At 58.0% G+C, this 18,842-nt stretch carries 16 protein-coding genes and 1 tRNA gene; 7 read left to right on the top strand and 10 right to left on the bottom strand.

All coding sequences use genetic code 11. The features are described 5' to 3' along the window. Positions 1-227: MerR family DNA-binding transcriptional regulator (locus BUB44_RS12060; protein ID WP_242655974.1), on the bottom strand; the 227-nt coding region annotated here is incomplete at its 3' end. Positions 228-410: 183 nt separating this feature from the next. Further along, positions 411-1,169: a response regulator gene (locus tag BUB44_RS12065; RefSeq protein ID WP_027357472.1), complete on the bottom strand. Its 759-nt coding sequence runs from the start codon at positions 1,167-1,169 to the stop codon at positions 411-413. Positions 1,170-1,318: 149 nt separating this feature from the next. Here BUB44_RS12065 and larE point away from each other — a divergent pair, with 149 nt between their 5' ends. Then, a complete protein-coding gene (gene larE / locus BUB44_RS12070; protein WP_027357471.1) occupies positions 1,319-2,125 on the top strand; it encodes an ATP-dependent sacrificial sulfur transferase LarE in 807 nt (268 codons plus the stop codon). On the opposite strand, the gene BUB44_RS12075 is transcribed toward larE, so the two are convergent. The 5 genes from BUB44_RS12075 to polA all read right to left on the bottom strand — a co-directional run bounded on the left by BUB44_RS12075 (position 2,114) and on the right by polA (position 8,039). Further along, positions 2,114-3,121 carry an ADP-ribosylglycohydrolase family protein gene (locus BUB44_RS12075; protein ID WP_157833026.1) on the bottom strand — a complete coding sequence of 336 codons (1,008 nt, stop codon included), beginning with the start codon at positions 3,119-3,121 and terminating at the stop codon, positions 2,114-2,116. The two genes, larE and BUB44_RS12075, sit on opposite strands and share 12 nt — an antisense overlap. Continuing rightward, positions 3,105-3,701 carry a lytic transglycosylase domain-containing protein gene (locus BUB44_RS12080; protein WP_083543237.1) on the bottom strand — a complete coding sequence of 199 codons (597 nt, stop codon included), beginning with the start codon at positions 3,699-3,701 and terminating at the stop codon, positions 3,105-3,107. Before BUB44_RS12080 ends, BUB44_RS12075 begins: the two co-directional genes overlap by 17 nt. Positions 3,702-3,814: 113 nt before the next feature. Continuing rightward, positions 3,815-4,459, bottom strand: a complete 645-nt coding sequence (gene ytaF / locus BUB44_RS12085; RefSeq protein ID WP_073166709.1) for a sporulation membrane protein YtaF — start codon at positions 4,457-4,459, stop codon at positions 3,815-3,817. Positions 4,460-4,545: 86 nt separating this feature from the next. Further along, positions 4,546-5,370 carry a bifunctional DNA-formamidopyrimidine glycosylase/DNA-(apurinic or apyrimidinic site) lyase gene (gene mutM, locus BUB44_RS12090; RefSeq protein ID WP_073166712.1) on the bottom strand — a complete coding sequence of 275 codons (825 nt, stop codon included), beginning with the start codon at positions 5,368-5,370 and terminating at the stop codon, positions 4,546-4,548. An 11-nt stretch (positions 5,371-5,381) separates the two neighbouring features. Next, positions 5,382-8,039: a DNA polymerase I gene (polA, locus tag BUB44_RS12095; RefSeq protein WP_073166715.1), complete on the bottom strand. Its 2,658-nt coding sequence runs from the start codon at positions 8,037-8,039 to the stop codon at positions 5,382-5,384. A 153-nt stretch (positions 8,040-8,192) separates the two neighbouring features. Between polA and BUB44_RS12100 the strand changes: the two genes are divergently transcribed. The 6 genes from BUB44_RS12100 (at position 8,193) to BUB44_RS12125 (ending at position 15,846) form a co-directional block, all read left to right on the top strand. After that, on the top strand, positions 8,193-9,695 hold the full coding sequence (locus BUB44_RS12100; RefSeq protein ID WP_073166725.1) for a S41 family peptidase: 1,503 nt from the start codon (positions 8,193-8,195) through the stop codon (positions 9,693-9,695). A gap of 71 nt (positions 9,696-9,766) precedes the next feature. Further along, a complete protein-coding gene (locus BUB44_RS12105) occupies positions 9,767-11,254 on the top strand; it encodes a DUF7986 domain-containing protein (RefSeq protein WP_083543234.1) in 1,488 nt (495 codons plus the stop codon). 80 nt (positions 11,255-11,334) lie between these two features. After that, on the top strand, positions 11,335-11,958 hold the full coding sequence (locus BUB44_RS12110) for a DedA family protein (RefSeq protein WP_027357465.1): 624 nt from the start codon (positions 11,335-11,337) through the stop codon (positions 11,956-11,958). 126 nt (positions 11,959-12,084) lie between these two features. After that, complete coding sequence (locus tag BUB44_RS12115) at positions 12,085-13,257, top strand: D-alanyl-D-alanine carboxypeptidase family protein (protein WP_242655975.1); 1,173 nt, start codon at positions 12,085-12,087, stop codon at positions 13,255-13,257. Between the two features lie 43 nt (positions 13,258-13,300). After that, positions 13,301-13,375 (top strand) — tRNA-Val (locus tag BUB44_RS12120). A gap of 320 nt (positions 13,376-13,695) precedes the next feature. Continuing rightward, positions 13,696-15,846, top strand: a complete 2,151-nt coding sequence (locus tag BUB44_RS12125; protein ID WP_073166730.1) for an HD domain-containing phosphohydrolase — start codon at positions 13,696-13,698, stop codon at positions 15,844-15,846. Here the strand turns inward: BUB44_RS12125 and BUB44_RS12130 are convergent. The 3 genes from BUB44_RS12130 to BUB44_RS12140 form a co-directional block, all read right to left on the bottom strand. Beyond that, positions 15,843-17,309: an HD domain-containing phosphohydrolase gene (locus tag BUB44_RS12130; protein ID WP_073166733.1), complete on the bottom strand. Its 1,467-nt coding sequence runs from the start codon at positions 17,307-17,309 to the stop codon at positions 15,843-15,845. The two genes, BUB44_RS12125 and BUB44_RS12130, sit on opposite strands and share 4 nt — an antisense overlap. A gap of 81 nt (positions 17,310-17,390) precedes the next feature. Next, positions 17,391-17,645 carry a hypothetical protein gene (locus tag BUB44_RS12135; protein ID WP_073166737.1) on the bottom strand — a complete coding sequence of 85 codons (255 nt, stop codon included), beginning with the start codon at positions 17,643-17,645 and terminating at the stop codon, positions 17,391-17,393. After that, positions 17,642-18,787 (bottom strand): FIST signal transduction protein, encoded by a 1,146-nt coding sequence (locus tag BUB44_RS12140; RefSeq protein ID WP_073166739.1) that lies wholly within the window; start codon positions 18,785-18,787, stop codon positions 17,642-17,644. Before BUB44_RS12140 ends, BUB44_RS12135 begins: the two co-directional genes overlap by 4 nt. Positions 18,788-18,842 lie beyond the last annotated feature (55 nt).

Consider the following 18,842-nt stretch of genomic DNA (forward strand, 5'->3'; position numbering starts at 1 on the left):
TGCCGCAGCCGTTCGATCTGCCGGTCCAGATTGCCTGCGTCAGCCTGCTTTTTAGTGGATACCCTGGCATAGAGCACAACTGATTCCTGCCCGTCAGTCAACTGACCGGACTGCAGCAGCCTGTTAAGTTCGTCCATAGAGTACCGGCGCTGGCCTCCAGGCAGACGGACGGGCTTGATTAAACCGCGCTTCTCCCAGTTGCGCAAGCTGTTCGGATGAACGCCCAATTTCTTTGCCGCTTTACTGATGGTTAATAGTTCCATAATTTTATGATAACTGTTTTGTTATATTTTATCAATATTTGTTGGCCTGTTGGTAACTGCTACAAACCTCCTATGGTTACCCGTTACGTAAAAACCTGGGTAACGAAGGAGGTTTGCTTTTTATGGCGAAGGGAAAAGTTTTAAATATTAGCTTTTTGAAATTGCGGTTTGGGCGTACCCGAACAATTCTTTGCCATTCCCGCCGTTTTCCGGGTAAACCGCCAGGCCAAAGCGCCACCCTTTTTCAGCCACCCATTCCTGCAGCTTTTTTATTACTGTGGCTGCTCCTTCCTTATCTGTTAAGGGAAGTACCAGCGCCAGGAGGTTATCATCAAGCATCAGTACCTCGTCAATTTCACGCAGCTTTTTCTGCAGAAGCCTCTTTACACTTGCTGTGTTGAACCTGCCGGCTGCTGTTCTCTGCGCCAGTACCAGGGAAAATTTTGAATTTCCTCTTTTGGCGCGGTTAATTTCTAATCTAAGCAACCTTTCTAAAATTTCGCGGGGGTCTTCGCTGCGTCCAATAAGCCTTTCTACCCGCTGCAGTAATTGTTCGGTGCTGAAAGGCTTGCAAAGGTATTCGATGGCGCCCACCTGGATGGCCTGCTTAACCGTGGATATCTTTGCTTCAACAGTCAAAATCATCACCGGAACGTAACGGTAATGCGGGATGGCCTTTATTTTTTCTATAGTGGTCAGGCCATCGATACCGGGCAGGTTAATGTCTATAATAACAAGATCAAATGGATCGAGCCTTTCCCTTATTTTGACCAGGGCTTCTTCCCCGCTGGCCGCCTCTGCTACTTCATAACCGTTGTTTTCTAAAAGCCTTCTGGAATAAAACCTGGTTAATGCAGAGTCTTCCACCAGAAGTATCGATCCTTTGCTGCGGCTTAAAAACCCCACCCCGTCTGACTCCTGTAAGTCCAGATTAGATAACAGGGCCTTTTTTCTACATCAAAACAAAAAATTCCTGCATTAGAAAATATAGATCCTACCTTATCCGGAGGAGGTTTACATTTTACGGCGAAAGATTACAAAGGCAGGTGACAACCATGAGCCTCTTAAATAAATTTGATCATCTGAAGAAAATCCTAGAGAATCTGGATGGTTGTCTGGTGGCCTTTTCCGGAGGGGTGGACAGCACTTTACTGCTTAAAGTGGCCCGCATGGTATTGGGGGAGGAAAAAATCCTGGCGGTTACGGCTACCTCGGAAATTTATCCTGCGGGTGAGGTGGAAGAGGCAAAAGAGCTGGCCCGTTTAATCGGGGTAAGGCATCTTGCTGTTTCCGTAAGGGGCCTGGACAACCCGGTGCTGGCCGCCAATCCCCCGGATCGCTGCTACCACTGCAAGAAGGAAATTTACGCCCGGCTGTGGGAAGTGGCCCGTACCCACGGCCTTAATTGCGTGCTGGACGGCGCCAATGCCGGGGATGCGGGCGACTACCGGCCGGGACTTAAGGCCGCCCGGGAGCTGCGGGTCTGCAGCCCCCTGATGGAAGCGGGTTTGACCAAGCAGGAGATCCGCGCCCTGTCCGGCCGGCTGGGCCTGCCCACTGCCGGTAAGCCGGCTTCCCCCTGCCTGGCCACCAGGTTCCCCTACGGCACTCCCATCACCCGCCAGGGGCTGGCGCGGGTGGCCGAAGGGGAGAAATTTTTACGGCAGCTGGGCATACCGGAGCTGCGGCTCAGGGATCACGGCAACCTGGCCCGCATAGAGGTGCCGGGGGATTATTTCCCTCTCGTTATCCGGCATTCCGGCAGGGTTGTTGAGAAACTGAAGCAGCTGGGTTATACCTATGTGACGCTGGATATACAGGGCTTCCGGAGCGGGAGCATGAATGAGGCCTTAAACCTGTGAATCTTCCCGGCAGGTGGGCCAGCCCCGGGAATGGTCCGTCATTGGGGATTCCGCTCTGGAAGCGCTGCTCTGGATGAGCCGGTAGAACTTTTCACTTATTTCTTCCAGGGGCTCGCTATTTTTAAGCGCCTCCAGCCACTTCCGGGGGATGGCCTCGAAACCGTAATATGTTCCGGCGAGGCCCCCGGTGACTGTTCCGGCCGTATCCGTGTCGTCACCCCGGTTGACTGCCGCGATGAGGGCGTCTTCAAAACTTTCGGTGTGCAGGAAACACTGCAGCGCTGCGGCCAGGGTATCCAGGGCGCTGCCGTGGGGGGTGACCTCCGGGGCGCCTTCCTGGATGTGGCGGATGATGTACCAGAAAAACTTGCTGGGCTGGATGTTCAATTCACGGCAGTGCTTGTCCGCCAGCTGGAGAGCCCGGGTTATCGCTTCCCGTTTGCTTAAACTCCTGCAGGACCCCAGCAGGTAGATCAGGAAGTTGTAGAAGAGGCAGCAGGTGGCTCCCTCCTGGCTGTAGTGGGTCATATAGGCAATCTGGACCGACCACCTGGCCATGGCCGGAAGATTGCCCCAGTAGCCGAAGGTCACCGGCAGGGTGCGCATCAGGCCGCCATTGGAGTCGAGCTTATTTAAGGTTTTGGCGGTCAGGCGGGAGGCTTCATACCAGTTGCCCGTCAGCAGGAAGTTGCGCAGGGACATCAAGGTGGTGTTGCCGATATCCCGCGGCCCGGACTGGTACCAGCGGATGAACTGGCGGCCTGTTTCTTCAATGGGGGAAGTGGGATTGGCCAGGATGCCCCGGGCTACCGCCAGGGTCATCTGGGTATCGTCGGTATATTCTCCGGGTTCCAGGTTCAGCCAGCCCCCGCCGACCATGTCCTTTAAGACGCCGTACTTTTCCCGGATTTCCCCGGCGCTCATGAATTCCGCCGGGCCGCCCAGGGCGTCTCCCACCGCGGCGCCGTAAAAGGCACCCTTAATAATGTTTTTCACCATGGTCACCTCCGTAAAGATAACGGTAGACCTGGTAGTTCCAGAGCACCTTGCGGATAAAATCCCTGGTTTCGGCAAAGGGGATCTGGTCCAGCTTGCTTTTTTCACCCGTCCAGCGCTGCTGTTCCAGCCACTTTTGCACGTTGCCCAGCCCGCCGTTGTAGGCGGCCAGGACCAGGATGGGATCGTTATTGAAAGTCCGGTGCAGGTCGGCAAGATACCAGGTGCCGATATGAATGTTGAATTCCGGGTCGAACAGCAGGTCCCGGTGGTAGTGGCTCAGGCCCAATTCCCGGGCCGCCCAGCTTCCCGTTTCCGGCATTATCTGCATCAATCCCCGGGCGCCCCGGTGGGAGGTAGCCCGGGGATTGAAGTTGCTTTCCGTTTTGATCACCGCTGCCACCAGGAAGGGGTCGACCCCATAGCTGGAAGCATACTTGAAAATCGTTTCCCGGTAGGGGAAAGGATAAATAAGCCGCCCCAGATGATCAAGGTTCAGGATGATGAGCAGCATCAAAACGAAAAAAAACAAGCGCACCTTAAAGCTTTTATCTTTTTTTACCTTGAGGTGCCAGGACAAATATGCATCACTCCAGATTGCAGCTTGCAGGCGGGAAAGTGCGCTGAATTTTCTTTGGCCCGCTATAAAAGCAATTCGCTCAACAGGACCGGGTTCCTGCAGGCTTTGCTGCATTAATACAGCTTGAACAGCCCCAGCAGGATCAGTATACAGCCGGGCAGGGCGGAAAAATGGCGGCCCAGGGTGGTGGCCCCGAACGTACGACCGGCCAGCAGGCCTGCGTAGGTGGTAATTATATGCCCGGCTCCCACCAGAAAGGCGGTGAGCATCAGGTCGAAGCCGAGCATGGAGAAGGCAAAGCCGGCACCAAAGGCGTCCATAGCCAGGGCCAGACCCAGCAGGATGGCTTCCCCGGCGGAGATTACGCCCGAGCGGTCCAGGTCGGCCCGGTGGGGTTCCCGCAGTACCTGGACCATAACCCCCAGGGTGCGGATCCTGATCTGGACCAGGGGCCGGGGTTCCTCTTCCCGTGCGGGTTCCCCTTCGTTATTTCCTTCTCTCATGGCCTGAAACAGTACCCATAGTCCGATGAGGATTAAGATAATCCCACCCAGATGCCGGGCGAAGCTTAAAGAGATGGCCCTGGCTAACAGGTTCCCGGCAATCATGGAAAGGCTGATGGCCGCAACCGACATCAGGCTGATGATCAGCACAGAAGAAAAGGGCAGCCGGATACCCCTTACACCATAGGCTACCCCGGCTGCGAAGGCGTCCATGTTCAGGGCAAGGGCAAAGATGAGGATGGTAAATAACTCCACTGACCGCTCCCTCCCAGGTGGTTTTTGGGGTCTCCTAACCATTTGTATGGGAGGGACGGTCGAATGGTGATTTGTTAGAGCCCTGGTTACTTCTGGCATCCGGGGCAGAAGTATGCACTGCGGCCGCCCAGGCGCAGGCGCGCGACGGGCAGGCCGCACCGGGGGCAGGGCTGCCCTCTTTTGCCGTATACCCGCAATTTTTCCTGGAAGCTACCCGCCTGTCCCGTGCCGTCCACGTAATCCCTCACGCTGGTACCCCGGCTGGCAATCCCTTCTTCCAGAACCTCCCGGATGGCCCGGAAGAGGGCTTCCGCTTCGGCCGTGGTGAGGGTGTTTGCCTGCCGGGCGGGGTGCAGTCCCGCCCGGTGGAGGGCTTCATCGGCGTAGATGTTGCCCAGGCCGGAGATGAATGCCTGGTTCAGCAGGAGGGGTTTCAGGCGGGTGCGCCGCTTTTTCAGTTCCTTTTTGAGGAAATCCACCGTAAATTCCCCGCTTAATGGTTCCACCCCCAGATCTTTCAACCCCCTGACGGCCTGCAGTTTTTCTGCCGGCACCAGCCAGAAGCGGCCAAACTGGCGCGTATCGGTGTAGCGCAGCTGGTGGGCGTTGCTCAGGTAGAAGACCAGGTGGGTGTGCTTGGGCCTGGGTGCACCCGGAGCGGTGTAAACCAGCTGCCCCGTCATGCGCAGGTGAACCACCAGCACCAGCCCCCGGGAAAGGGAGAGCAGGAGGTACTTGCCCCGGCGGCCCACATCCAGGATCTTTTTACCCACCACCAGGCGGCAGAATTCCCCCGGTGAGGGCGTTTGAATGATCTTGGGGAGGAAGATGTCCGCGCCGCGTATGGTAAGGCCGGTTAATCGCTCCTTCAGGGTGCGCTTGACCGTTTCCACTTCCGGTAATTCAGGCATTTGCTCCGCTCCTAAATTTTCTTTACCTCGTACCAGTTGGGCCCCAGCTTCATGTCCACCACCAGCGGGACATCCAGCACCAGGGCGTTTTCCATGTGCCTCCGGACCAGTTCGGTCACTTCCGCCATTTCTCCGGCGGGCATGTCGAATATCAGCTCATCGTGTACCTGCAGGATCATCCTGGTGGCCAGCCCCCGCTCCTTCAATTCCCGGTGAATGCGTACCATGGCCAGCTTGATGATATCGGCGGCGCTGCCCTGGATGGGCGTATTGATGGCCGTGCGCTCGCCAAACATGCGCACGCTGCGGTTGGGGCTGAAGAGATCGGGCAGGTAGCGGCGCCGGTTTAAAAGGGTGGTAACGTAACCTTTTTCCCGGGCCTCCCGGATGGTGCGCTCGATGAATGCCTTTACTCCTGCGTAGCGGGCAAAATAGCTTTCGATGTACTGGCGGGCTTCCTGGCGGGAAACGTTGATATCCCGGGCCAGGCCGAAATCGCTGATGCCGTAGACAATACCAAAGTTAACCGCCTTGGCCCGGCCCCGCATATCGGTGGTAACCTCGGTAACGGACACGCCGAAAACCTCGGCGGCCGTGCGGGTGTGGATGTCCTCCCCCCGGCGGAAGGCATCCAGCAGGTTGGGGTCCTTGGCCATGTGGGCCAGCACCCGCAGCTCGATCTGGGAGTAGTCGGCGGTGAGAATGAGGTTCCCTTCCCGGCCGGGTATGAAAACTTTCCTGATCTTACGCCCTTCCTCCAGGCGGATGGGGATGTTCTGCAAATTGGGGTCGGAACTGGAAAGGCGGCCCGTGGCCGTCACCGTCTGGTGGAAGGTGGTGTGCACCCGGCCCGTTTCGGGATTGATCAGGGCGGCCAGGCCGTCCACATAGGTGGACTTCAATTTCATCAGCTGCCGGTATTCCAGCACCAGGGGGACGATGGGATGGGCCCCGGACAGTTCCTCCAGCACGGAAGCATCGGTGGAGTAACTGGTTTTTGTTTTTTTAATGACCGGCAGCTCCAGCTTTTCAAAAAGGATGTGCCCCAGCTGGCGGGTGGAGTTGATGTTGAACTGTTCCCCCGCCAGCTGGTAGATCTGTTCCGCCAGGGAGGCGATCTTTACCTCCAGTTCCCGGGACATCTCTTCCAGGTGCTGCCTGTTAATGGCCACCCCGGTCATTTCCATATCCGCCAGGACAGTTACCAGGGGCAGCTCCACCTCGTAATACAGCCTCTCCATCTCCGCCAGGCGCAGTTTTTCGGCCAGCAGTTCCGACAGCCGCCAGATGGCATCGGCCCGGGCTGCCAGGGCTTCCTCGCCCCGGCCGGGCAGGACGACCTTTAAATGCTCCAGGGCCAGGTCGGCCAGCTCCTGGCTGGCCGCGGCGGGGTTGAGCAGGTAGGCCGCCACCATGGTGTCGAAGGCCAGGTTGTTTATAGTGAGGCCGTACCTGTGCAAAAGCCACAGGGCGCTCTTGCCGTCGTGGAGGAGCTTCTCTATACCGGGGTCGGCCAGGATATCTCCCAGAATCTCCAGGGCCGCCTGCCCGCCGGCGGGACTCTCCGTTCCCAGGTAAAAAACGGACAGTTCCGGGCTTTCACCGGGGGATTTCAGGGCCACGGCGGCTGCTGCGATACCTTCCCGGCGGGTTCCGCTGAGGGCTACGGCCACCCTGCCCGATTGCCGGCTCAGTTCCACCAGGCGGCACAGCTCCTCTTTCCCGGTCAGGTGCCGGAAGTTCACCCGGTAGGTTTCCACTTCCCTTACGGGATGCCCGCCTGCCTCATCCTCATGCTGCCCCAGTTCCTGCCTGATGGCCCGGATCAGGGTTTTGAACTCCAGCCTGCTGAAGAGGGCCAGCAACCGGTTATAGTCCGGTCCGGGCCAGCGGAGGGCGCCCACGTCAATCTCCAGGGGCACCTTTCGTTCTATGGTGGCCAGCTGCTTGGATAAAAGGGCCTGTTCCCGGTAGGGACGTATTTTATCCCGCAGGCGGGCCGGCAGTTCGTCCACGCGGGAGATTATTTCTTCCAGGCTGCCATATTCCTTGAGCAGGGTCCGGGCCGTCTTCGGTCCTATTCCCGGAACACCGGGGATATTGTCCGACGTGTCCCCCACCAGCCCCTTGTAATCGGGAAACTGGGCCGGAGTGATGCCGAAGCGTTCCCACACCCGGCCCTCGGTGTATTCCTCCAGCTCACTGATTCCCTTGCGGGTAAGTAAAACCCTGGTCAGGGGCGAGACCAGCTGCAGGGAGTCCTGGTCGCCGGTGACGATGATGCTGGCTATCTTCTCCCCTTCCGCCCGGCTGACCAGCGTCCCGATTAAGTCGTCGGCCTCATAACCCTCGCATTCCAGCACGGGTATGTTCATAGCCGCCAGCACTTCCTTGATCAGGGGGAACTGGGGACGAAGTTCATCGGGGGTTGCCGGCCGGTGAGCCTTGTATTCCCCGTATTGTTCATGGCGGAAGGTGACCCTGCCCATGTCAAAACACACGGCCACCAGGCCCGGTTGCAGTTCTTTTATCACCTTTAAGAGCATATTGGTAAAACCATAGACGGCATTGGTTACCAATCCCTGGCTGGTGGCCAGGTGGGGTATGGCGTGAAAGGCCCGGTGGGCCAGGCTGTTGCCGTCCAGGACTAAAAGCGTGTTTTCCTGCAAAACTGTACACCTGCCTTTATTAAATTATTTCACCGTAGATATATCCAATACCTCCCTGAATTTCTGGCTCTTTTGCGGCTCCCCGGCAGGATATTCAGCCCGGCGGGGCGAATTGCCACATATGGATCTTGCTTGCCATTTGAGGTGAATACCTTGCGCACCAGGCTTGTTTTTTTACTGGCGGTATTTCTTTTAATCCTGCCTGCCGGTCCAGCCGGGGCAGAAGGGGAGCTGTACCGGGAGGAAAAAGCGGTAGCGGAAGTGATGGACTACCTTTACCGCTACCATATTGCCCGCCCCGATGCCCAGCAGTTAATGCAGGGGGCCATTGACGGCCTTTTGAACAGCGTGGGCGACCCCTACACGGAGTACTTCAGCGCCGGGGAACTGGAGGATTTCGCCCGGTCCCTGGAGGGCAGCTTTGCCGGGGTGGGCCTGGAGCTGGAGGCCTGTTTTCCTTACCCCCGGGTGTCCGGGGTGTTCCCCGGTTCCCCGGCATTCCGGGCCGGGATCCGGGAAGGTGACCTGATCGTCCGGGTGGATGGGGAAGAGACTTCCGGGCTAGATCTTGCCCGGGTGGCGGAAAAAATCCGCGGGCCGGCCGGCTCCCGGTTGTGGCTGACCGTCCGCCGCGGCGGCTCGGATTTTAACGTGGAGCTCACCCGGGAAGTGATGAGCAGCCCGGTGGTGGAAGGAAAAATACTGGCCGGGAATATCGGTTATGTGAAGGTGCATGTTTTCGGTTCCCGGACGGCCGGTGAATTCGGCGCATTGATGCGGGAGTTCCAGTCCAGGGGGATCGGGGGGTTGGTCCTGGACCTGCGCGGCGATCCCGGCGGTTACCTGCAGGCGGCCGTTGACCTGGCGGGATACTTTTTACCTTCCGGCCAGGTGGTGGCAATTACGGTGGACAGGAATGGTCGCGAAGAAGTGTACTCCACCGCCGGCGAGAATCCCGACCTGGACCTGCCCCTGGCGGTTCTTGTCGACGGCATGAGCGCCAGTGCGGCGGAAGTTCTGGCCGGGGCGCTGCAGGAATATCACCGGGCGGTCCTGGTGGGGGGGCGCACCTACGGCAAGGGTGTGGCCCAGGCCATTGTTCCTCTGGAGGCGGGAGGGGCGCTGAAAATAACCATTGCCCGCTTTTTAACACCCTCCGGCAGGTCCATTGACGGCCGGGGTATAGAACCCGATCGCCAGGTTTCCGTTCCTTCCCTGCAGCTGGTGGCCGCCTGCCAGGAACTCCAGCCTCACCTGCCGCGCAGTGTGACTTTCAATTTTGCGGGCGGGGTAATGGTTGACGGGGAAAGGGTGGATGCCGCGGTGTACCCCCTGGTTGCAGACGGGGAAATTTACATTCCCCTGCGCTTTGCCCTGGAGGCCCTGGGATTCAACGTGCAGTGGCATCCCGATTTGAAGCAGATATCAATCCGGACCGGTAGCCGGGAGCTTATCCTGGAACCGGGTTCAAAGACCGCCTTTGCCGGGGGGAAAAATTTTAAATTGAAGAATCTTACCTGGCGGGAGGGGAATATATACCTGCCCGTTTCCCCCCTCTCCCTGCTGGGAATAAAGGTGCAGCATGACGCAGGTCAACTTAAACTGGAATTATTGCCGGATGAAGCAGGAATAATGATACCCGTGTTGAATCACTAAGAATAAACTGTAATAAAGTCTATGCGTAACCCGCGGGCCAGCTTTCTGCCGGCAAAGGGGGTGTAAAGAAAATGGGTCAACGTCTCTGTCCTTGCGGGAGCGGTAAATTGTATCGCAACTGCTGCGCTGGAAGCGATAAGGTAGTTTTCCTGGAACAGTACAGGTGGCGGCGTATCGGCCATGAGCTGCGCCGCAAGCTGGGGGAATTTGCCGACAGCCAGGATTTTGCTCGGGAGGCGCTTAAAGCTCAGGAACTATATCTGAGCTGCCTGGATCCCGAACTGGTTGACCGGGATGATGAATTCACCATGGAAAGGTGTTTTGAGTGGTTTATCTTTGATTACATTCTCCCCAGCGGGTTAACCATCATTGAAACCTTCCGGCAGAACCCCGAACTTTCGGAGAGGGAACAAATCCTGCTAGAGCACTGGGCCGCGGCGAGAATTTCCCTTTTTGAGGTGTTGCAGGTTATACCCGGGAAAGGAGTCGTGCTGCGGGATCTCCTGCAGAAGAAAGAGTTCAGGGTGCATGACGTAAATGCAACGGTGGAACTCCAGCCAGGGGCCATCCTGCTGATGCGGCTGCTGAAGGTAGGGGATGAATACGAGTTCTCCACCAGCGGGCTCGCTTTGCCGGGTTTTTGTAAAGATATCCTGCTCAAGAAGCTGCGCCGGGATCTGAGATCTTACGCCCGGAAGCGGAAAGCAACTGTCAAAGAGGTTCTCAATGACTACCTGAAGGAGCACTCCCATCTCATTAACAGCATGGTGGTGGAAATGGGCTTTAACTATGCCCTGTCCTGCCTGGTTGAGGATGGAGGTGACGAGACCGGCGGCGACTTCCTGGACAGGATTTCGGCCCGGATTGCCCAGCAGATCACCGAGGCCATCCTGGACGAATATTACGACCGCTGGATCGATAAACCCGTTCCCGCCCTGGGCGGTAAAACTCCCCGTGAGGCCTGCCTCACTGCCGAGGGCAGGGCCAGGCTGGAAGAAATGTTCCATGAGCTGGAACTGGTGGAAACCCGGCGGGAATTAAACGGGGAGCCCTCATACGATCTCCAGAAAGTACGCCGCAAGCTGGGCCTTCTGCCGTCCGGTCCCGGTACCGGTGACGGAGAGGAACCGGCGGGGGAGCATTTTAAAACTCCCGAAGACTACCAGTGGCCGGCGGTAACCCATGCCAATGTGGCCAGGGGGGTTGTGGAAGACCTCCGGGAGAGGGGTTACGATCCGGGCCAGGTGCAGGGGGCCCTGCACCTGTGGCATGACTACTGTTCCAGGGTACGGCCCACGTTCCGCAAGCCCGAGCTGTGGGTGGCCACGGTGGTATATGCCATGTCCCGCCTGGAGTGCGATCACCGGATCAGCCAGCACGAGCTGGCCAGGCAGTACGGCGTGGCGGCCTCGAGTATTTCGGCCAATTTCCGGGCCATGTGCCGGGCGCTGGACCTGGTGGCCTACGACAGCCGGTATTCCACCCGCAGGTCGCCGCTTACCGGCTTAAAAGAAACAGATCCGCTTCTGGCTCATATCCTGGATAATCTCAAGCTTTAACTCCTGGAGGAGCAAATTACAGGGGCAAGAAAGGGCGGGTTTGGTTTCCCGCCCTTTTTTCAGGTGGAGGGATATCGGGGTTGGATTACCTTTTTTCTTTGCTGGAGGTTATCGTTGAATGGACGGTTGATTTTATTTCCAGGCTGGGTTACTGGGGAATCGCCATCGGCATGGCCATTGAAAGCGCCAACGTACCCCTTCCCAGTGAGGTCATTCTCCCCTTTGGCGGCTACCTGGTATCCACGGGCAGGCTGGATTTCTTCTGGGCGGCAATGGCCGGCACCATTGGCGGCACGGTGGGATCGATCATTTCGTACCTTATGGGTTACTGGGGAGGGCGCCCCTTTTTAATACGTTACGGGAGGTACTTCGGCATCTCCCTGCGGCATCTAGAGCTGGCGGAGATGTGGTTTCAGCGTTACGGTGAAGCCACGGTTTTCTTCACCCGGCTGATGCCGGTGGTGCGCACCTTTATTTCCCTGCCGGCGGGAATTTCCGGCATGAACTTCCCCCGTTTCGTCATCTACACCTTTTTGGGTTCCCTGCCATGGAGCTTTTTCCTCACCTATCTGGGTATGAAAATGGGCCAGCACTGGCAGGACCTGAAATACTGGTTCCACCGCCTGGACGTGGTGGTGCTCCTGGCCCTGGTTGCCCTGGCGGTCTACCTGTGGTGGCGCAAGCGGAGGAAGACAATCTATTAATGATTTTTTAAATTGCTAACGATACTTCCTTAAACCAGCCACCGGCGGGCTGGTTTTTTTTGCTTTCATAAAGCGGCCGGCTGCCGTGACAGAATAAGGGGGGGAAAAAGAAGGGAAGGGATTGCCGTGCGCCATTTCCTGCTCATTCTGTGCCCGGTACTGCTGTTGGGCCTGCTTTTTCTCCCCGCTTTTCCCGCGCCGGCGGGGGCCGCTCAACCTTCCGTGACGGCGGACGCGGCCGTGCTCATGGATGCCGGTACCGGCCGGATTTTCTACGATAAAAACGGCCTGCAGAGGCTTGAACCGGCCAGCCTGACCAAAATAATGACGGCCATTATTGCCCTGGAATACGGCCGGCTGGGAGATGTGGTGACCGTGAGCAGCAATGCTGCGGCCGTGGGCATGGGTTCGATACTGGACCTGCGGGCCGGTGAAAAGATAACCCTGGAAAACCTGCTTAAGGCAGCCCTGATCATGTCGGCCAATGACAGCACGGTGGCCATTGCCGAGCATGTGGCCGGCTCCGAAGAGGGATTTGTAAGGATGATGAATGCCAAGGCGCTGGTCCTGGGAGCTGTTCATACCCGCTTTGCCAATACCAACGGCTATCACGACCCGCAGCATTACACCTGCGCCCGCGACCTGGCGGTAATAACGCGTTACGCCCTGCAGAACCCCGTGTTCAACCGGATTGTGTGTACCAGGGAAACCACCATCACTTTTTGCAACTCCGGGCGCAGGGAAACCATATATAACACCAACCGCCTCCTGCGGGAAGGCAGATACCCGGGCATTGACGGGGTTAAAACCGGTTCTACCCCCCGGGCGGGCAACTGCCTGATTGCCTCGGCCACCCGGGGCGGGCGCCGGTTGATTGCCGTAGTCCTGCACAGCGACAACCGCTACCGGGATGCGGCGGCCCTTCTGGACTACGGCTTCAGCGAAGTTTTGCGGGTGACCCTGGGCCGCAGGGGAGAAGAGGTGGCCCGGCCGGCAGTGGCCGGCAGGCTGGCCGATAAGGTTCCCGCCATTCTGGCCGCGCCGGTGGAGGTCGAGCTCACCCGGGATCAGCTTTCCCGGGTGAGCAGGGAAATTAAACTGGTACCCGGGCTCACCGCTCCCATCCGGACCGGGCAGAAAGTGGGCGAAGTGATCTACCGCCTGGATGAAGTGGAGCTGGGCCGGGCTGCCCTGGTGGCCGGCCGGGATGTGCCGAAAAAAACCTTTTTCCGGCGCTGGTGGAAGGCGGCGGCCCTGCCGGCAGGCGCAATTCCCGGCCTCCGGCAAATCACCCCTTGACATCCTCGCCGGTTTGGGCCATAATATAGATGTTATCACGTGAGGGCGGGTAGTTCAGTGGGAGAACGTCTGCTTGACGCGCAGAAGGTCGTAGGTTCAATTCCTACCCCGCCCACCAGTAAAATCAAGTGTAGTCGGCCCATCATTCGCCTTCCTGAACGGAAGGTTTTTCTTTTGCCTTCAGGAAGGCCGCCCGGGGCCTGGCCTCAGGACGGGACAAAATTTACGACAGGAAAGCAACTTTTTCGTTTCAGAGAAGGATCCTGCGCCGGGAAGTAGAAAGAAAATCCAAAAATACCGATGGTACGAAACCGTCTCACAGAAAGGCTGTAGAAGAACCGGCTATTAGATAGGCAAAACTGCCGTACGGCAAACAGGAGTTCTCGGGCAGGTGTTGTAAGCAGGATATTTCGTCAATTTCGTGGAAAGGGGAAGCTGATGCAGCTCTACGGAGAACTAAAATATTTACAAAAACTTCAGGAAACCATGAGCCGGGCTTTGGGACTGTCGGCCCTGATCGCTTACCCGGACGGGCGCCCGCTTACCGAAATCACCAACCTGTGCTCTTTCTGTGCTTTAATAAACAACAACCCGGAAGGAAGGGCCAGGTGTGCGGCTTCACGGGCGGCCTCGGTCATAACTGCCGCGAGCGCAGGGAAGGCGGTTACCCACACCTGCCATGCCGGGCTGGTGCACCTGGCAACGCCTTTAAATGTGGCGGGGGAGCTGGCGGCAGTGCTGGTGGGCGGCAGTGTGGCGCTGCAGGAGCTTGCAAAAGAAGCAGTGCTGCAACTGGCCAGGGAAACGGGCATTGGCCACGAAGAACTTCTGGCGGCGGCCGTAAAGGTACCCGTCTGGAGTGAAGAGCGGCTCCTGGCCGCCACGGGGATGATGCAGGCAGTGGCGGAGACCGTAGCCCGGCTTCTGTACACCGGGCAGGAACTCCAGAAGAAGGTGAACGAACTTACAGCCCTTTTTGAGTTCAGTAAAACTGTTTCCAGCAGCCTGGAGGTGGCCGAAGCAGCCCGGCAGGGGCTGGAGGCCGTGCTGAGGCTGACCGGGGCCGCCGGCGGCTCGGTGCTTATGCTGGACGAGGCGGAGCCGGGGTCGGCAACCGCCGAAGTGGCGGCCGCCCTGGAGCCGGACAACGGGCCGGGGATTATTCCCGCAGGGGAAATAATAGCCGCGGTCGGGCGGGAAGCTGCCGCTGCGCACTTTGACGATGAAAAAAACGCGGCCGAAGGAAAGCGGCCGGCAGTGGCGGTACCCCTTACGGTCGGGGGCAGGGTGACGGGGGTGCTCACCCTGGTGGGCAGGCCGGGAGGGCAGCACTTCACCGGGGAGGAAACTGTTTTCCTGACCACCCTGGGTACCGCTCTGGGCCTGGCACTGGAGAACGCCCGGCTTTTCCGGAGGGTTCAGGAAAGGGCGGCCATGCTGGAACGGCTGCTCGAGGTAGGACAGGTGGTGTCGGGCAGTTTCGATGCAGACCGGATCATTGAAGCCGCTCTGAGTGGCGTGCGGGATGTGCTGGGCGCCCGGTGGTGTATACTGCGGCTGCTTGACGAGAAAACCGGTGACCTGGTGCTCAGGGGCAATGTGGGCATGAGCCCGGGGTTGCAGGCGGAGACGGGCCGTATCCGGCCGGACGGCAACCTGCTGGGCGAGGTGCTCCAAAAGGGGGAACCTGTGGTCGTGGAGGACCTGGCCAGCACCGTGACGAGCGCGCGCCTCCCCTACTCCGTGCCCGAGGTGCGGGCACTGGTTGTCGTGCAGGTGAAAACGGGTGGAAAGATCCTGGGCACTTTAAAGATCTATTCTCCCGTGCCGCGGCGCTGGTCGGAAGAGGAAGTCGAATATCTGGTCATCATTGCCTCTCAACTGGGCCTGGCGCTGGAAAACGCCCGCCTGTATTCCTCGCTGCGAAAATATTACCTGAATGTCGTGCAGGCACTGGCGGCTGCCCTGGAGGCCAGGGACGTTTACACCAGGGGTCATTCCCTGAGGGTGGCGAAACTGGCGCGTTTGTGCGCCCGCATTATGGGACTTAGTGCCGGAGAACAGGAACAGGTGTACATGGCCGGGCTCCTGCACGACATCGGCAAAATTGGCGTCCGCGAGAACATTCTCCTCAAGCCGGGTCCCCTCACTCCGGAAGAAAGGAAAGAAATGCAGGGTCACCCCGAAATGGGGGCCAGGATTCTGGAACCGGCCGGGTTTCCGGTCGAGGTAACGGCGGCCGTGCGGCACCACCACGAAGACTACGGCGGCGGGGGGTACCCGGACGGGCTATCAGGGGAAGAGATTCCGCTCCTGGCACGCATAATCCGCGTGGCCGACGCATACGACGCCATGATCTCCGCCAGGCCCTACAGGAAAGCACTCACCCCGGACCACGCGTTCAATGAACTGAAGCGGTGCGCGGGCAGTCAGTTTGACCCCCGGGTAGTGGAGGCTTTCCTGCGAATACCCCGGAGTGAGATGGAAGATATTGGGGGGGGTAGGAACACTCCTGTCTCTCCTTGGAGAAATTCTCTTTTTGTTCAAGCAAGTGCGGTGACGGTCAGGTTCAGATCAAAAACTTCTTAGGGGAAAATGTCACCGTTTTCTTCCTGCAGCATTTTAAGGAAAATTTCCACCAGGTGAGGGTCGAACCGGGTTCCTGCCCCTTGCTTGAGTTCTGTCATCACTTCCTCGGCGGACATGACTTTTTTGCCGGGCCGCACGGCGGTTATGGTCTCGTAGGCGTCGGCTATGGCAAGAATGCGGCTTAAGAGATGGATTTCTTCCCCCTTTAAACCCTGCGGGTACCCCCGCCCGTCCCACCACTCGTGGTGTTGCAGGATTAGCTCGGCCACCTGGGTAAGCCCGGGCGAGCACCTTGCAATCCGGTATCCTGCTTCGCAGTGGCGTTTCATTTCTTCCTCTTCCTCTTTTGTTAGGGGTTCATTTTTTTGCAGGATGTGTTCCGGAAGGTTCACCTTTCCAATATCGTGCACCTCGGCCAGCAGGAGCAGGTTGTCCATCTCCCCCGTGGAAAGGCCTGCTGCCTTCCCCAGGCGCAACGCTATTTCCTTAACCCGCCTGGCATGCCTTTCGATGTGGGGGTAATTCCTGAAAAGCGCTGCCATAAGGGAACGGCCGATATCGTACCTCTCTGCAGCACAGCGCTGTAACTTGTCACGGTACATTTCATCGTCTGCCTGCTTATAAGCGTCGTAAACGGACCTGCGGGGGTTCTCCGTGACACCCACCCCGGCGGAAATGCTGAGCGGGATGACAGTGTGACCCCTGTTGAACTTCTCCCGGGTTTCCATTAAAATCGAGCAGGCTTTTTGGGCAGCTTCCCTATCTCTTGCCGGCAGGATGACGGCGAACTCGTCGCCGCCTACCCGGAAGGCTTCTTCTCCGGGGAACACTTCGCGGATCAGGGCGGCAGCCTTTTGAAGCAACTCGTCCCCCTGCCTGTGACCCAGGCAGTCGTTGACCGGCTTCAACCCGTCTACGTCACACACAATGACGCTTACCGGCCGCACACCCTCTTCATCCAGCTGGCGGATTTTCTGTTCGAAATAATTGCGGTTGTAAAGACCGGTCAGGCTGTCAAAAATGCTCAGACGCCTGAGTTCTTCTTCCATTTGCTTTCGGCTGGTTATGTCTACAAGCATGCAAAAAACCTCTTCCACTTTTTCGTCCTGCTTTACTGGAACCAGGGTTAAAAGCACCCACCGCAGTTCTCCCCCCGGCGTTTGAATCTGCCATTCCCCGGGCCCGACAACCTGACCGGTTTCCCACGTCCGGGTCAGGAGCTTTTGAAAATCGGCCGCAGGCCTGATCCGGGTGAACCAGTCCCCGTCCTTTAGCAGTGCACCCTGGCCGAGGATTTTCTGCACTTCCCGGTTGTAGTGTAAAATCCTTCCCTCCCGGTCAAAGGATAGGGCACCCACCATGGGCATGTTTTCGAAAACCAGCCGGAAGCGCTCTTTCAGCTTTCTGGTTTTTCTCTCCCAGATGTGGAGCTGCAGAATATTTGCCAGCCGCCCGGAAAACACGTCCAGCAGGCGGCGTTCGTTCTCCAGGAAATCTTCGTTTCTTTCCAGGTAAAGATTCCCGAGGGAGGGTTCCCCAGTTCCTTAAGATAGACCCTCCCCGGACCCCGGTTTTGCCCGGGCTGTTCCTTGAGAACGTTTGCTTTGTTCTGGCCGAAGCCCCAGGTATAGCAGGTTGGACTGCCCTGTGTCGTCTTGGAGGACAAGGGCTGCCCGCTGGACCCCGAAAAGCCGCACAGCTTTTTCTATTACTTCATCAAAAAGATCTGCTTCTGAACCGGGCCATTTAAGCGAGGAGATTTCATACAGAAAGGCCAGCTCCAGCGCACTGGAGTTCATCGAGAAGATGTCCCTCCTATGGCGATAAGGAAAGTTTTGTTGTGGAAGAGTGGGGGGCCGCTGGAGCAACTGCCCACTTCCCCAAACGTCAGAAAACCCGCTACCGGCAACTCGCCCAGTGTATTCCGGATCGCTTCCAGTTCCCGGTCCGCATGTTCTCCCATTAACAGAAAGTGGGATACGCAGTTGAAGATCAGGGCAAACCCGGGAAATTTCACAGAATTCCTGGCCTGCACTGTTGCTTCGAGGGCCGCCCGGATAAGGCTTTCGGGACTGGTGTAGCGCATGAGGTAGGCCACGGCACGGTAAGGCACTTCTGTGACAAATTCAATCGAATCGTTTGCACCCAGTTTGAAAGGATCGCGGATAATGAATCTTCCGCTCAGATCCGGTACCCCCAGCGGGTGGCGGACGGCGCAGTCGGGAAACTTTTTGCCCGTTATCCCCCCGAGCCGGCGCGAGTAGACCTGAAAGGCCGGCTGCTCGTCAATTTCAAAGACAACCTTGCCCTTTGTCCTGGTGATGAGCAGCGGAGGACCGAAAGGCTCCCAGCCGTGACCGATGCCGGTAGCAAAGGAACAGCCGGCAACCAGGGCTGCCGCTACCGCTCCGCTGGCCACGCCGGTTTCGGTCATCTGGTATGTCCTGAAAAAGCGCATATTATCTCCGGTTCCCCCGCCTGCATATGTAAACCGGGGGCCCAGTACGTCGTAAATACCGCGCAGCATGCGCGCAATGTTGCCCGCCAGGCCATCGGGAAACACAAATAAAGTGCCTTCATCCAGAGCCGGCCCGCTTAAGAGTCTTTCGGCCAGTTCCCTGCCCGTTTCGTCAGCCCGTTCGCTCAGCATTTCCACCAGGGCCGTTCTGGCTGTGATCTCTTCGCCGGCCAGTGTCACCACTTCCACACCCTGCTTTTTAATCCCTTCTGCCGTGATGATTCCTGCTCCGGACGCGCCGACCAGTTTTGGGGTTCCCGTTTCGGCCATCACTGTTTCGAGGATCTCTTCCTGATTGTACCCTTCGGTGGTAAACAGAAATGTGATGGCGGGCGGTCCCGATCGGGCCACGGCGAACCGTGCCGCCTTCCTTGCGGCTTCCCGGGAGTCCGGATGTAAACTATACCCCACACCCACCTTCATGCGCACAGGACTCCTCTCTTTTCCAGTCCGGCAACTAGACAAGGAAATTTTCTGC

The organism is Desulfofundulus australicus DSM 11792 (assembly GCF_900129285.1).
In the GTDB taxonomy this organism is placed as follows: domain Bacteria; phylum Bacillota; class Desulfotomaculia; order Desulfotomaculales; family Desulfovirgulaceae; genus Desulfofundulus; species Desulfofundulus australicus.